Raw genomic sequence first — 14044 nt, 5'->3', positions numbered from 1 at the left:
GCAGCGCGGACATGCTGTCATAGGTCAGGTCTTCGAAATTATCGTCGTTGATCTGTACCATCGGCGCATTGGCGCAAGCGCCGAGACATTCGACTTCGGTCAGGGTGAACAGGCCATCGGGCGTGGTCGCACCCTTGACCAGTCCGCGATTCTTGCACGCTGCCATGACGTCGTCCGACCCGCGCAGCATGCACGGCGTGGTGCCGCAGACCTGCACATGGAAACGGCCCACGGGCGCGAGGTTGTACATGGTGTAGAAGGTCGCAACCTCGTAGGCGCGCATATAGGGCATGCCGAGATAGGCGGCGACATATTCGATCACCGGCACCGGCAGCCACCCTTGCGTCTTGGTCTCTTCACCCACCTGACGCTGCGCCAGATCGAGCAGCGCCATAACCGCCGATTGCTGACGGCCAGCGGGGTAGCGCGCGACATACATGTCGGCGGTTTTCTTGTTCGCCGCCGTAAACTTGAACCCGGCCCATTTGGCGCGGACTTCGGCTTCGTCGGGGATGTGGACAGCGTCGGCCATTATCGGACAAACTCCACGCGCGACACCTTGTCGCCTTCAAAACTATAGATCGACATCACTTCGAACGGCTCGGCGGTGGCGGAACGAAACACCCGCTCATGCAGCGCGACAAACTCGCCCAGTTCATAGCCTTTGAGGATTTCGGCACGGTTCTCCGGAAATTCAGCAAACATCGCCTTCAGACCAGTCCGAGTGCCTTCCTTGCCCTCGCGCAAGACTGCGCCGCGATAGCCCGCTTCACAGGCATCGTCGGTCATCAGCGCGACATAAGCGTCTGCATCCTGCACATTGTAATGCGCGATCATCTGCTCGGCGATGGCGAGGCGGGCTGTTGGTTCAGCCATTTCGCATAACCCTGTCTTCTTCGACAATAATCAACCGCACTAGTCGTCCAAAAGCTAGCGCTCCAGCAATCCAAAATGCCCTATCTAACGCTATTTCATCACTGAATGCCCATTGGCCAAAAACAGCCGCCGTGAATCCATAACAGAAGTAAGTTATCGTCTCGAACGCGATTGACTTCCAGTTCACCGGTCACACTCCCCAAACACGATGTCGAGCGCGCCGATGATCGCAGTAGTGTCAGCCAGCATATGCCCGCGGCTCATGAAATCCATTGCCTGCAGATGCGAGAACGCAGTCGGGCGGATTTTGCATCGATAGGGTTTGTTGCTGCCGTCCGACACCAGATAGACGCCGAACTCACCCTTGGGGCTTTCGGTCGCGACATAGACTGCACCTTCGGGCACATGGAAGCCCTCTGTGTAAAGCTTGAAGTGGTGGATTAGTGCTTCCATCGATGCCTTCATCTCGGCGCGCTTCGGCGGAACGACTTTGCGGTCGTCGCTGCACACCGGGCCTTCGGGCATCTGTTGCAGGCACTGCTTCATGATGCGGATCGACTGACGCACTTCTTCCACGCGGACCATGAAGCGATCATAGCAATCGCCGCGCGTGCCAACCGGAACGTCAAACTCCATCTTGGCATAGACGTCGTACGGCTGCGACTTGCGGATATCCCATGGGATCCCCGCGCCACGGATCATCGGGCCGGAAAAGCCCCATTTGATCGCGTCTTCCTTGCTGACAATCGCGATGTCGACATTGCGCTGCTTGAAGATGCGGTTGTCGACCACCAGCGCCATGCCGTCTTCGAACAGGCGCGGCAAGCGATCATCGAGCCAGTCGCCAATGTCGGTGAGCAACTTAAGCGGCACATCCTGATGCACGCCGCCGGGGCGGAACCATGCGGTGTGCATGCGCGCGCCCGATGCGCGTTCGAAAAAGGTCATGCAATCTTCGCGCGCTTCGTACAGCCACAGACCCGGCGTCATCGCGCCAACGTCAAGCGCATGGTGTGCCAGATTGAGCAAATGGTTCGAAATGCGCGTCATTTCCGCAAAAAGCACGCGCAGATATTGCGCACGCAACGGCACTTCGAGGTTCAGCAGCTTTTCGATCGCGAGCACATAGCTATGCTCCATCGCCAGCGGCGAAGCATAATCGAGCCGGTCGAAATAGGGCAAGGCCTGCAAATAGGTCTTGTGCTCGATCAGTTTTTCGGTGCCGCGGTGCAGCAGGCCGATATGCGGATCAAGGCGCTCGATGATTTCCCCGTCCAGCTCCATCACCAGACGCAAAACGCCGTGCGCTGCAGGGTGCTGCGGGCCGAAATTGATCGTATAATTCTGGATGACTTCATCGCCGGTGGTCGGCGCGAGATCTTTCTGGAGGCTCATTTGCCGGCTCCTTTCTCATCACCGGGCAGCACATAATCTGCGCCTTCCCAAGGCGACATGAAGTCGAAGCTGCGGAAATCCTGCGCCAGTTCGACGGCCTCATATTTCACGCGCTTTTCTTCTTCCGAATAGCGCAGCTCTACATAGCCGGTCAGCGGGAAATCCTTGCGCTGCGGGTGGCCAACAAAGCCATAGTCGGTGAGAATGCGGCGCAAATCATCATTGCCCGCAAAGGTCACGCCATACATGTCGAACACTTCGCGTTCGAGCCAGCCCGCGACAGGCCAGATTTCGGTAACCGAAGGAACCGGCACATCCTCATTGGTCGCCACATGCACGCGGATGCGGTGGTTCTTGGTCAGGCTGAGCAGGCAATAGACGACTTCGAAGCGCGGATCGCGATCGGGCCAGTCGACGCCGGCGATTTCCATCAGCTGCTGGTAATCGCAGGCGTCGCGCAACTGCATCATCACGCCAACCAGCTTTTCGGTTTTGACATGGCAAGCAATCTCGCCATGCGCCTCTTCGATCGCGAGCAGATCCTTGCCCAACGCTTTTTTGAGCGCGGCAACGGTACCTTTGGGTGTGGCGACAAGGGGAGCGGGACTGCTCATCGTTCAATCGTCCCTTCGCGCCGGATTTTGCGCTGCAGCTGCATGATGCCATAGAGCAGCGCTTCGGCCGTCGGCGGGCAACCGGGAACATAGATGTCAACCGGCACAATGCGATCGCAACCGCGGACCACACTATAGCTATAATGGTAATAGCCACCGCCATTGGCGCAACTACCCATAGAAATCACATATTTCGGTTCCGACATCTGATCGTAAACCTTGCGAAGCGCAGGAGCCATTTTGTTGCATAGCGTGCCCGCGACAATCATCACGTCCGATTGGCGCGGTGAGGCGCGCGGGGCAATGCCGAAACGTTCGAAATCATAACGCGGCATATAGCCGTGGATCATCTCGACGGCGCAGCAGGCCAGACCAAAGGTCATTGGCCAGAGCGAGCCGGTGCGCGCCCAAGTGAACAGGTCCTCGGTCGAGGTGACGACAAAGCCCTTGTCATTGACCTCTTCAGACAGGTCTTTGACGAAATCCGTATCGGCGGGAACGCCGCCTGCGGGTGCTGTTTCGATCACTCCCATTCGAGTGCTCCCACTTTCCAGGCATAGATGAAGCCGATTACCAGTTCGAACAGGAACAACATCATCGTACCCCAGCCCACCCAACCGGTATCGCCCAGGCTGACTGCCCAGGGGAAGAGGAAGGCGGCTTCGAGATCAAAGATGATGAACAGAATCGCGACGAGGTAGAAGCGCACGTCAAACTGGCTGCGCGAATCTTCAAACGCAGGAAAACCGCATTCATATTCAGCGAGCTTTGCCTCGGTCGGTTGGTGCGCACCTGTAAGGCGCGAAACCGCCATCGGCAGAAACACGAAAAGGCTCGATAATCCCAGTGCAATGACCAGGAAAATGAGGATCGGCAGATATTGCGACAGATCGGTCAAAACGGACTCGCTTCAGGCCTGAATTGGCGCGCTTTTAGGGGTGATTGTGCACCGCCGCAAGGGGCGGACACGGCTTTTTTCCACCGTTATTTGTATTATTTGAGCGCGCCGACCAGAAGCTTGTGCAAGCGACTGTGCAACTGGTCATTTCCGGCCAGCAATTGCGCATCGGCGATGGCGGGCGAACGACCGCGATAGTCGGTCACAAAACCTCCCGCTTCACGGACAATCAGGCAGCCTGCGGCTGTATCCCAGGGGGACAATCCGCTTTCCCAGAAACCGTCATAACGACCTGCTGCGAGCCATGCCAGATCGAGGCTGGCTGCACCAAAACGGCGGATGCCGGCGACTTCGGGAGCGATGGCGGCGTAGATTTTGCCCCATTCCTCAATATCGCCATGTCCTTTGAACGGAACGCCGGTCGCAACGAGCGCCTCGCTCAGCTTGCGACGTGCCGAAACACGCAATCTTTTATGGCCTAGGAAAGCGCCCTTCCCTCTTTCGGCCCAAAAGCTTTCATCGGTAATCGGGTTATAGACCAGCCCCATATAGAGATCGCCCCAGCCCGAACCATCGGGCTTGGGATCCTGCACCGCGATCGAAATCGCAAAGTGCGGAATGCCGTGCAGAAAATTGCTGGTGCCATCAAGCGGATCGACGATGAAACGCGGCTTACCCTCTTTGCCGGCAATCTCTCCGGTTTCTTCCATAAGGAAGCCCCAGTCGGGCCGTGCATTTTCGAGCTCGCGGAAAATCGTGTCTTCCGCCTTTTGATCCGCCTTGGTTACGAAATCGGCAGGGCCCTTCATCGAGACCTGCAACTGTTCGATTTCGCTAAAGTCACGGCGCAGCTTGCTACCCGCCTTGCGGGCAGCTTTTTCCATGACGGACATCAGTCCAGATAATGCAGGCATCAGTCAGCCTTCCGGACATATTCCCGTTCGTAAACGTCGACGACAATGCGTGTGCCCGAACTGATGAACGGCGGCACCATCACGCGCACGCCATTGTCAAGAATGGCTGGCTTATAGCTGGAAGAAGCCGTCTGGCCTTTGACGACGGCATCGGCCTCAACAATGGTGGCTTCGATTGTGTCGGGCAAAGCGACCGAAAGCGCCTCATCCTCATACATTTCCATGACGACATCCATGCCATCCTGCAGGAATGCAGCCGCGTCACCCAGCAAGTCGGTCGGCAAGGTCACCTGATCATAGGTTTCCTTGTCCATGAAAACCAGATTGTCGCCTTCGGAATACAGATATTGGAAATCTTTCTGGTCAAGGCGAACGCGCTCAACGGTTTCGGCCGAGCGGAAACGAACGTTGTTCTTGCGGCCATCACGCAGGTTTTTCAGTTCGACCTGCATATAGGCGCCGCCTTTGCCGGGCTGCGTATGCTGGATCTTGACTGCACGCCAGATGCCGCCTTCATATTCGATGATGTTGCCCGGACGAATTTCGACGCCACTGATTTTCATGTGATCACTCGCTTAACAGATGGAAAGAGCTTGGCGCCGCCAGATTTGCATAAGGCGCGCCGACAGCGGCGGCCTTTAGCGTCAAGGCTGGGATTAGGCAAGCAGCGCGTTAAAGGCTTTCACCGCCGCCGCTGGTCCTTGGGCGTGGTTCCACACGGCACCACTGACCGCTATGAAATCAGCACCCGCATCGACAACGGCTTTGGCATTGTCCGGCGTAATCCCACCGATCGCCACGCAGGGCACCTCGGTGAATTGTGACCACAGCTCGATCGTTTCCAGATCGGCTTGGTGCTTCACCTCCTTGGTCGTCGTCGGGAAATAGGCACCAAACGCGACATAATCCGCCCCGGCTTCGGCAGCTTCCATCGCCAGATGACGGCTGTTGTGGCAGGTGACGCCAATCTGTGCATCGCGCCCGAGCTGCTCGCGCGCTTCACGCGGGTCGCCATCGTCCTGGCCCAGATGCACCCCGTCGGCCTTGATCCGTTTGGCTAGCGCGATGCTGTCATTCACGATGAACGCAACGTCATGCCGCGCGCAGATGTCTTGCAAAGGCGCAGCCAGACGGGCCGCTTCATGCTGATCCATATCCTTCACGCGAAACTGGAAGGCTGCCACCGGCCCAGCGGTCAACGCTTCTTCGAGGTGCGCTGGAAAATCGCCATCAACATTCAACGGAGAAATAAGATACAGTTGGCAGGCTGGTTTGGTCATATTCCATTCATAGCGGTGTCGGCAATTCGCTGTAAATGCAAATGCGTATCTTAGCCGCCATCTTGCCAACACTGGTCCTAGCGGGCTGTATTTCATTACCTATCGAGCAATCCCGAGACCCGGCGAATGCGCGCATCGGCGAGGCAGTCTATGTCGATGGCCCCATAATCAAGCCGATTGCTGTCATCGAAGATAGTCGTTGTCCCGCCAATGTTCAGTGCGTGTGGGCCGGACGAGTCAGGGTCAAGGTTTTGTGGATGCGGGCTGACGGCCCGAGGGAACTACTGCTATCAAGCGATCAACCAATGGCGGTCGCTGACGGTATGATGTCCCTAACCAATATTCGCCCTGCCCGCCCGAAAAACGGCAAGATTGATGTTGGCAAATACCGATTTAGCCTGACCTTTGCTGGCGGCCTCTAACGCAAACGCGCTAAAAGAAATCCATCCCAGCCTTTGTCGCCCACCGTTTGGATTGCGGTTGCATCAAGCCGGAGGTGGTTGGCGATATGTTCGAACAATTTCCGCGTACCGATAATTCGCTCGTCGTCACTCGACGCATCAAGCACACACCCGTCACGCACCACATTGTCGACGATGATGGTCGCACCTGAACGCGCCAAGCGGATCGCTTGATCGACATAATTCACATTATTCTGCTTGTCGGCATCAATGAAGATGAAGTCGAAGGGCGCCGATGGCTGCATATTGCGCAGACTGTCGAGGGCTGCGCCGGTTACAATCTGGACGTTGGGACCTAATCCGGCCCGTTCCAGATTTTCGCGCGCCACTTTTTCATGGTCCGGATCGATTTCGAGCGAAACAAGCTGCCCGTCATCCGGCAATGCCCGCGCCAACCAGATGGTTGAATAACCACCCAATGTGCCTACTTCGAGGATATGCTTAGCCTGTGCCATCTGCGCGAGCAGCATCAACATTTTACCCTGGGCCGCAGAAACGTCGATAGGCGGAAGCCCTTGTGCCGCATTGTGCCGCAGCGCGCTAGCCAGCGCGCTGTCAGGTTTCAGCAAATGACCGGAGATGTATTCTTCGACGGCTGCCCAACTGGTTTCACTCATGCAAAACCAGTGGAAGTCGCACTATGGCCTGTCAAGCAATCGAGGCCTTGTAGATCGCATCAATCGCTTCATCGAGCGAAGCGTCAAATTCATCGTCGTTCATCTGGTGGCGCAAATCTTCGAGCAGTGCGCGGCTGAAAGACGCGATGATCCCGCTGTTTTTGGCGAGTTCGACACAGGCTTCCGGACGCTTGTAGCCACCGGAAAGCGCAACGACGCGCAGCACCTTTGGGTGTTGTACCAGTGCATCAAATTTGCCCGCTTCGACCGGAAGAGACAGTTTCAGCATCACCTGTTGGTCGGCACCCAGCGTATCCAACTGCTTCAATGTTTCTTCTAGCAGGATCGCGTCGCACTCGGCGCGGGTTTCGCTCTTGATGTTAATTTCAGGCTCGATCATCGGCATCATGCCGTGCGACAGCACCTGCTGACCAACTTCGAACTGTTGCGCGACGATCGCGGCAATGCCTTCGCGGTTGGCCGAATTGATGACCGAACGTTCCTTGGTGCCATACACGCCCAACGCCTTTGATCGCTCCAGCAATGCATCCAGTTCGGGCATCGGCTTCATCATCTGCACGCCCCCGAACCCACCAAATCCTTCGTCTTCGAGGCCCTTGTCGATCTTGATAAAGGGCACCACGCCCTTTTCGATCAACGCGGCGGGGGTCGGCTTGCCGTTCACGCTGCCATCCATTGTGCGTTCAAAAAGGATTGCCCCGATCACGCGGTCACCAGTAAACGCCTTCGACCGGATGATCCGTGACCGCATGTCATGGATCAGGCCGAACATTTCCTCGTCATTGCTCCACGCGCCTTCCTCGATGCCATAGCCTTTGAGCGCCTTGGGCGTCGAACCACCGCTCTGGTCGAGTGCGGCGATAAATCCCTGTCCGGCGGCAATCTTGGCGGTCATGTCAGCGGTGTTCATGCGAGTTCCCTGTCTGTGCATACGTATGTCGCGGCGGCCATTAGCGTTCCATCGCGCAAGTCGCAACCGCTCTATTGGTAAAATTCAGGCTGTTGTTTCGAGCGCTTTCACGCCCGGCAATATCTTGCCTTCCATCCACTCAAGGAAGGCACCGCCCGCAGTCGAGATGAAGGTGAAGTCTTGCGTCACGCCCGCATGGGCCAAAGCAGCAACGGTATCGCCACCGCCAGCAACCGAAACCAGCGAACCTTCCTTGGTGAGCGCTGCAGCCGTGCGAGCCAGCGAAACCGTAGCAGCGTCAAAGGGTTCAATTTCAAACGCGCCCATCGGTCCGTTCCAGACCAAGGTGCGGCAGGTCTTAAGTACATCGCCCAATGCTTCTACTGCGGCTGGGCCAACGTCGAGGATCATCTCATCCTTTGCCACTTCATGGACATTGACGGTGCGCACGGGCGGATTGGCGCGGAATTCCTTTGCTACGACAACGTCATAAGGCAAATGCACCGTGCAACCGGCAACGTCGGCTGCATCCAAAATGGCATTGGCGGTGTCAGCCAGATCATGCTCGCATAGCGATTTGCCGACATTGACGCCGCGCGCCGCGAGGAAGGTGTTGGCCATGCCGCCACCGATGATCAGATGATCGACCTTGGTGACCAGATTGTTGAGGACATCGAGCTTGGAAGACACCTTTGCTCCACCAACCACCGCGGCCACCGGATGCTCGGGCGCGCCCAATGCTGCTTCCAGCGCCTTGAGTTCGGCCTCCATCGAACGACCGGCATAAGAAGGTAGCAGATGCGCCAGACCTTCAGTGGTCACATGCGCACGGTGGGCGGCCGAAAAGGCATCGTTGACATAGAGATCGCCATTGGCGGCAATTGCCTTCGCCAGTTCGGGATCGTTCTTTTCCTCACCCGCCCAGAAACGGCTGTTTTCCAACAGCGCCACATCGCCATTCGACAGGATCGACAGCGATTGCGCAACAACATCGCCATAGATTTCAGGGACGAACATGATTTCGCGCCCCAAAACTTCCTGCAATACATCAAGCGTCATCGACACCGACATTTCGCTATGCTTCTGCCCCTTGGGACGACCGAAATGCGCCAGCAACAGCACCTTGGCACCCTTGGCCGACAATTCGTTTACCGTCGGCGCTAGTGCGTGCATGCGGGTCAGATCGGTGACGCGGCCTTCCGCCATCGGCACATTCAGGTCGACACGCACCAAAGCACGCTTGCCGGTGATGTCGCCCAGATCGTCGAGGGTGCGAAAGGCCATGACGTTGTCTTCCTTAGATCAGGCCAGCCATCACGCCAGCGGTATCGACCATGCGGTTCGAGAAGCCCCATTCATTGTCATACCAGCTGACAACGCGGACCAGCTTGCCTTCCATGACCACGGTCGAGAGGCTGTCGATGGTCGAACTTGCCGGGCAATGGTTGTAATCGATCGAAACTAGCGGCTCGTCCGAATAAGCCAAAACGCCTTTCAGCGCGCCTTCCGATGCAGCTTTCAGCGCAGCGTTGATTTCCTCAACGCTGGTGTCGCGCGATGGTGTGAAAGTCAGGTCAACAAGGCTGACATTGGGCGTCGGCACGCGGATCGCCGCACCGTCGAGCTTGCCCTTCAATTCGGGTAGCACTTCGGCAACCGCACGGGCGGCACCGGTTGTGGTCGGGATCATCGACATGCCTGCAGCGCGCGCGCGGCGCATGTCGTCGTGGATCTGATCGAGGATTTTCTGGTCGTTGGTGTAAGCGTGGACGGTCGTCATCAGGCCGCGTTCGATACCGACGGTTTCATGAACGACCTTGGCAAGCGGGGCGAGGCAGTTGGTGGTGCAGCTTGCGTTGGAAACAATCTTGTCATCTGACGTCAAGACGCCGTGGTTGACGCCATACACGATTGTTTTATCAACATTCTTTGCGGGCGCCGAAATCAAAACGCGCTGGGCTCCAGCGGCCAGATGCTTGCCCGCGCTGTCGCGATCGGTGAAGAAACCGGTGCATTCAAGCGCAATATCGACGCCATTTGCGCCATGCGGGAGGTTGGCCGGATCGCGTTCCGCAGTCACATGGATGCGCTTGCCGTTGACGATGATGTCGGTGCCATCGGCCTCTACAGTGCCGGGAAATGCGCCATGCACGCTATCGCGCTTGAACAGCAGGGCGTTCGACTTGGCATCGGCCAGATCGTTGATTGCGACCAGTTCAAGATCATGGTCATTCCGTTCAAGGATTGCGCGCGCGACGAGGCGGCCGATGCGGCCGAACCCATTGATCGCAACTTTGGTAGCCATATTAAATACTCCCTTTAAGCTTTTAACTTAGCTTGAATTTTACTCACAATCGCTTCGACCGAGAAGCCGAAATAGTCATATAGGGCTTCTGCGGGTGCCGAAGCACCAAAACTGTCGAGACCGATGTTAAGGCCATCATTTCCGGTATAACGCTGCCAGCCCAAAGTGACGCCGGCTTCAATCGAAACCTTGAGTGCGTCGCCGGGCAGCATTGCCGCGCGATAGGACGCGTCTTGGGCGTCAAAAAGCTCCCAGCTGGGCATCGAGACGACATCGGCACCCTGCCCTGTTGCTTCCAGTGCGTCTGCCACCTTCATGGCCAGTTCGACTTCCGAGCCGGTTGCGATCAGTACGACCTTACGCGCACCGTTTGCGGCCCGCATGCGATAGCCGCCCTTCGCCGACATATTCTCGCTGACGTCGGTGCGCAGCTGCGGCAGATTTTGCCGTGACAGTGCCAATAGCGACGGGCCCTTGGTGTTTTTCAGCGCCAGATCCCAGCATTCTGCGGTTTCGATTGTATCGCACGGACGGAAAACTGTGAGGTTCGGCATCGCGCGCAGGCTGACAATATGCTCGACCGGCTGGTGGGTCGGACCATCCTCACCCAGACCAATGCTGTCGTGCGTCATTACATAGACGACGCGTTGCTGCTGGATTGCCGACAGGCGGATGGCGTTGCGGCAATAATCCGAAAATACCAGGAAAGTGCCGCCATATGGGATGATCCCGCCATGCAGCGCCATCCCGTTCATCGCGGCGGCCATGCCGAATTCGCGGATACCGTAATAAACGTAGCGCCCCGCATAATCATCGCGCGTCAACGGACCGGTCGACTTCGTCTTGGTATTGTTCGATCCGGTGAGGTCTGCTGAACCGCCAACCAGTTCGGGAATGGCCGCCGTCAACGCCTCAAGCGCCATTTCAGACGCCTTGCGCGTTGCAACCTTTGCAGGGTTGGCGATCAACGATGCCAGATAGTCTTGCATCGCATCACTTTGCGGCAATTCACCATTCATACGGCGCATGAACTCTGCGCCATTAGCATTTGTAGATAAACGGATTTTCCATTCACCATGTGCGACTTCGCCGCGTTTACCAGCAGCACGCCAGGCATCGAGAATTTCCGCCGGAACTTCAAATGGCGGATAGTTCCATCCCAGCTCGGCCCGGGTCGCGGCAATTTCGTCCGCACCCAGGGGCGAACCGTGCGTTGCCGACGTACCCTGCTTGTTGGGCGCGCCTTTGCCGATCAGCGTCTTGCACGCAATCAATGACGGCCGTCCGTCTGCAATTGCAGCCTCTATCGCCGTTGAAATATCAGCAAAATCATGCCCATCACAGCTTTCGACATGCCATCCAGTGGCGACATAGCGCGCCTTGATGTCTTCGCTGGTCGAAAGGTCGGTGCTGCCGTCGATCGTGATGCGGTTATCGTCCCACAGCACAATCAGGCGACCGAGCCCCAAATGCCCCGCCAGACCTATGGCTTCGTGGTTGATACCTTCCATCAGGCATCCGTCACCGGCAATCACCCAAGTGCGATGGTCGACCAGTTCATCGCCGAAAACTGCGTTCAAGTGCCGTTCGGCAAGTGCCATGCCCACCGCCATCGCAAGCCCCTGCCCCAACGGACCAGTCGTGCTTTCAACGCCTTCAAGCTCGATATTCTCGGGGTGTCCGGCACATGGGCTGTGCAACTGGCGGAAATTGCGGATATTCTCGATGGTCGGGCTTGCATAGCCGCTAAGGTATAGCGTCGAATAAGCCAGCATCGAGCCATGACCAGCAGAAAGGACGAAGCGGTCCCGATCATGCCATTTCGGCGTAGAAGCATCATATTTCAGATATTTGGTGTAAAGAACGGTCGCGACATCGGCCATACCCATGGGCATGCCCGGATGGCCGCTATTGGCCGCCTGAACGGCATCCATTGAAAGTGCCCGGATCGCGTTAGCCATCATCTGAAGGTTGGCGGACATGCAAATTACCCCTTTTGCTGCCCGCTAGAGCAGCCCCAGCACATAAGTTCATGATGACTGCACGAGTCGGCTCGCGCCTCCTTTGGGGAGCGAGGCGGCACGGGTCAAGCCAAAGTCACGAAGAAATGCGGCAATCGAGCCCAGATCGCGCGTTGCCAATCGCCACAGTTTTGCTAGTTTGTAACAGGAACGGGGTACAAGCTATGGCACAACAACAAATGATCGAGGCAATCGGTCGACTGGAGCGGGCAATTTCCAGGCTTGAGCAAGCGAAATTACCGAAATTTGGCGCTGCCGATCCGGATCTCGAGCAGCGTTATTCCGCACTGAAATCGGCCGCTGAGCAGGCTGTGGCCGAAATCGATCGCCTGCTTGCAAAGGAAGGCTCGACGCATGGCTGAGGTCAGGCTGAACATCGTTGGCCGCGAGTATATCGTGACCTGCCGTGACGGAGAAGAGCAGCGATTGCTTGATCTCGGTCGCATGGTGGACACCAAGGCGCGTGAAGCCGGCGGCAGCGCGGGCGGACTGAATGAAAGCCGCCAATTGCTGTTTGCGGCCCTTTTGCTGGCGGATCAACTCAATGAGGCCAATGGTGGCGTCGCGATGGTTCCTGCAAGCAAGACGATCGATGAGCAAACTGCGCTGAAAATGGCGCAATCACTCGACAAGCTGGCCGCACGCGTAGAATCTTTTGCTTCCGGGCTTGAGCAGGCAGGCCTGCACGCCTAGATTGGTGTTGGCGGAACTGCCCGGCACGAGCTGAAGAGAACATCCCTGAGGCGATAATATCATCCAAGGGAGCTATCCCTGCCCGGGCCCTGGCCCGGCGTATATGGCGCCCACCTGACGTAATGGCGTCAGAGGATATTCCGGAAAACGACCCATGGTGGTTCCGCTACGTTTTTCAAGGGGTTGCAAGTGCCGCAAAGTGACGCCAAATCTGAATTGCGGCGAAAATTCAGGGCAAAGCGCGACAGTTTTGTCGCCAATTTGACAAATGGTGAAGCAACGATTGCCTTCAGTTGCCTGCCCTCCCCGCTTGTGCAGCTTTGTACCCCCGGAAAGATTGTCGCGGGCTATGTCGCCATCGGCTCTGAAGCAGATCCTGCCAAATTGCTGTCGGCCGCTGCCGAACAGGGATGCACGCTCGCTTTGCCCTTTGTGACGAGTAAGGCTTCGCCGATGCGCTTTTTGCGTTGGCAGGCCGGAGACCCGCTTGAAAACGGCCCCTTTGGACTGTCGCAACCCAAAGCAGATGCACCTGAAGTAACGCCTGACGTCGTGCTGGTTCCTCTGGTTGCCTTTGATGCGCGCCTGATGCGCCTCGGTCAGGGTGCCGGGCACTATGACCGTGCATTGAGCCTGCTGGGCAATAGCACCGCTGTCGGAATAGCATGGTCGGTGCAATTGGCCGACAACCTGCCTTTAGATCCTTGGGACATGCCCATGGACGCCATTCTTACCGAGAGAAGCTGGATCAGCCGATGAGCCACCCAAACCCGCCTCCTCCGCCAACATGGCGCAAGCCCGCGGGCATGTTCATGATATTGGGTATTATCGCGGTGTTGGCATGGATAATCGGAAGCCAATCTGACGTCATCGGCGGTTGGCCGATCTGGATGCAAGCGATTGTGTATCTGTTTTTGGGCACGATCTGGATCGCGCCTCTGCGGCCATTATTGCTATGGATGGAAACAGGAAAATGGCGCGAGTGACGGGGCTCGAACCCGCGACCTCCGGCGTGACAGGCCGGCGCTCTAACCAACTG

19 protein-coding genes and 1 other RNA gene are annotated in these 14044 nt (G+C 57.2%); 6 read left to right on the top strand and 14 right to left on the bottom strand.

Features of this window, described 5'->3' with window-relative positions:
• The 9 genes from PKC81_RS13115 to thiE all read right to left on the bottom strand — a co-directional run.
• Window positions 1–532: NAD(P)H-dependent oxidoreductase subunit E (locus PKC81_RS13115; RefSeq protein WP_324336815.1), on the bottom strand; the 532-nt coding region annotated here is incomplete at its 3' end.
• Window positions 532–876, bottom strand: coding sequence for a nuclear transport factor 2 family protein (locus PKC81_RS13110; RefSeq protein ID WP_324336813.1), 345 nt, complete (start codon window positions 874–876; stop codon window positions 532–534). The genes PKC81_RS13110 and PKC81_RS13115, both read right to left, overlap by 1 nt.
• Before the next feature lie 183 nt (window positions 877–1059).
• Window positions 1060–2271, bottom strand: coding sequence for an NADH-quinone oxidoreductase subunit D (locus tag PKC81_RS13105; protein WP_324336811.1), 1212 nt, complete (start codon window positions 2269–2271; stop codon window positions 1060–1062).
• Complete coding sequence (locus PKC81_RS13100) at window positions 2268–2885, bottom strand: NADH-quinone oxidoreductase subunit C (RefSeq protein WP_324336809.1); 618 nt, start codon at window positions 2883–2885, stop codon at window positions 2268–2270. The genes PKC81_RS13105 and PKC81_RS13100 overlap by 4 nt, the downstream gene beginning before the upstream one ends.
• Complete coding sequence (locus PKC81_RS13095; RefSeq protein WP_324336807.1) at window positions 2882–3418, bottom strand: NADH-quinone oxidoreductase subunit B family protein; 537 nt, start codon at window positions 3416–3418, stop codon at window positions 2882–2884. Before PKC81_RS13095 ends, PKC81_RS13100 begins: the two co-directional genes overlap by 4 nt.
• Window positions 3409–3783 (bottom strand): NADH-quinone oxidoreductase subunit A, encoded by a 375-nt coding sequence (gene ndhC / locus PKC81_RS13090; protein ID WP_115548511.1) that lies wholly within the window; start codon window positions 3781–3783, stop codon window positions 3409–3411. Before ndhC ends, PKC81_RS13095 begins: the two co-directional genes overlap by 10 nt.
• Before the next feature lie 95 nt (window positions 3784–3878).
• Window positions 3879–4697 (bottom strand): inositol monophosphatase family protein, encoded by an 819-nt coding sequence (locus PKC81_RS13085; RefSeq protein WP_115548512.1) that lies wholly within the window; start codon window positions 4695–4697, stop codon window positions 3879–3881.
• Window positions 4697–5260: an elongation factor P gene (gene efp, locus PKC81_RS13080; protein WP_298600326.1), complete on the bottom strand. Its 564-nt coding sequence runs from the start codon at window positions 5258–5260 to the stop codon at window positions 4697–4699. Before efp ends, PKC81_RS13085 begins: the two co-directional genes overlap by 1 nt.
• A 93-nt stretch (window positions 5261–5353) precedes the next feature.
• A complete protein-coding gene (gene thiE, locus PKC81_RS13075) occupies window positions 5354–5977 on the bottom strand; it encodes a thiamine phosphate synthase (protein ID WP_324336801.1) in 624 nt (207 codons plus the stop codon).
• 41 nt (window positions 5978–6018) lie between these two features.
• Here thiE and PKC81_RS13070 point away from each other — a divergent pair, with 41 nt between their 5' ends.
• Entirely contained in the window at window positions 6019–6399 is a 381-nt protein-coding gene (locus PKC81_RS13070) for a hypothetical protein (RefSeq protein WP_324336799.1), read from the top strand.
• On the opposite strand, the gene PKC81_RS13065 is transcribed toward PKC81_RS13070, so the two are convergent.
• The 5 genes from PKC81_RS13065 to tkt form a co-directional block, all read right to left on the bottom strand.
• Entirely contained in the window at window positions 6396–7055 is a 660-nt protein-coding gene (locus PKC81_RS13065) for an O-methyltransferase (protein WP_324336797.1), read from the bottom strand. The two genes, PKC81_RS13070 and PKC81_RS13065, sit on opposite strands and share 4 nt — an antisense overlap.
• A 31-nt stretch (window positions 7056–7086) precedes the next feature.
• A complete protein-coding gene (locus tag PKC81_RS13060) occupies window positions 7087–7986 on the bottom strand; it encodes a fructose bisphosphate aldolase (RefSeq protein WP_324336795.1) in 900 nt (299 codons plus the stop codon).
• Between the two features lie 84 nt (window positions 7987–8070).
• On the bottom strand, window positions 8071–9270 hold the full coding sequence (locus PKC81_RS13055; protein WP_324336793.1) for a phosphoglycerate kinase: 1200 nt from the start codon (window positions 9268–9270) through the stop codon (window positions 8071–8073).
• 13 nt (window positions 9271–9283) lie between these two features.
• Window positions 9284–10291, bottom strand: coding sequence for a type I glyceraldehyde-3-phosphate dehydrogenase (gene gap / locus PKC81_RS13050; protein WP_324336792.1), 1008 nt, complete (start codon window positions 10289–10291; stop codon window positions 9284–9286).
• Between the two features lie 14 nt (window positions 10292–10305).
• Window positions 10306–12273 carry a transketolase gene (tkt, locus tag PKC81_RS13045; protein ID WP_324336790.1) on the bottom strand — a complete coding sequence of 656 codons (1968 nt, stop codon included), beginning with the start codon at window positions 12271–12273 and terminating at the stop codon, window positions 10306–10308.
• A gap of 203 nt (window positions 12274–12476) precedes the next feature.
• Here tkt and PKC81_RS13040 point away from each other — a divergent pair, with 203 nt between their 5' ends.
• From PKC81_RS13040 to PKC81_RS13020, 5 genes are all read left to right on the top strand, one after another.
• Entirely contained in the window at window positions 12477–12674 is a 198-nt protein-coding gene (locus PKC81_RS13040; protein ID WP_324336787.1) for a hypothetical protein, read from the top strand.
• Window positions 12667–13005: a cell division protein ZapA gene (locus PKC81_RS13035; RefSeq protein ID WP_324336785.1), complete on the top strand. Its 339-nt coding sequence runs from the start codon at window positions 12667–12669 to the stop codon at window positions 13003–13005. The genes PKC81_RS13040 and PKC81_RS13035 overlap by 8 nt, the downstream gene beginning before the upstream one ends.
• 10 nt (window positions 13006–13015) lie before the next feature.
• Window positions 13016–13173: non-coding RNA, 6S RNA (gene ssrS, locus PKC81_RS13030), on the top strand.
• A 21-nt stretch (window positions 13174–13194) separates the two neighbouring features.
• Window positions 13195–13764: a 5-formyltetrahydrofolate cyclo-ligase gene (locus PKC81_RS13025; RefSeq protein ID WP_324336783.1), complete on the top strand. Its 570-nt coding sequence runs from the start codon at window positions 13195–13197 to the stop codon at window positions 13762–13764.
• Window positions 13671–13991 (top strand): DUF2842 domain-containing protein, encoded by a 321-nt coding sequence (locus PKC81_RS13020; RefSeq protein ID WP_324336781.1) that lies wholly within the window; start codon window positions 13671–13673, stop codon window positions 13989–13991. The genes PKC81_RS13025 and PKC81_RS13020 overlap by 94 nt, the downstream gene beginning before the upstream one ends.
• Window positions 13992–14044 lie beyond the last annotated feature (53 nt).

The sequence above is a fragment of the Sphingorhabdus sp. genome (assembly GCF_035329025.1).
GTDB lineage: Bacteria > Pseudomonadota > Alphaproteobacteria > Sphingomonadales > Sphingomonadaceae > Sphingorhabdus_B.
Note: the sequence above shows the minus strand (reverse complement) of the source record. Positions and strands in the feature narration are given on the sequence as shown.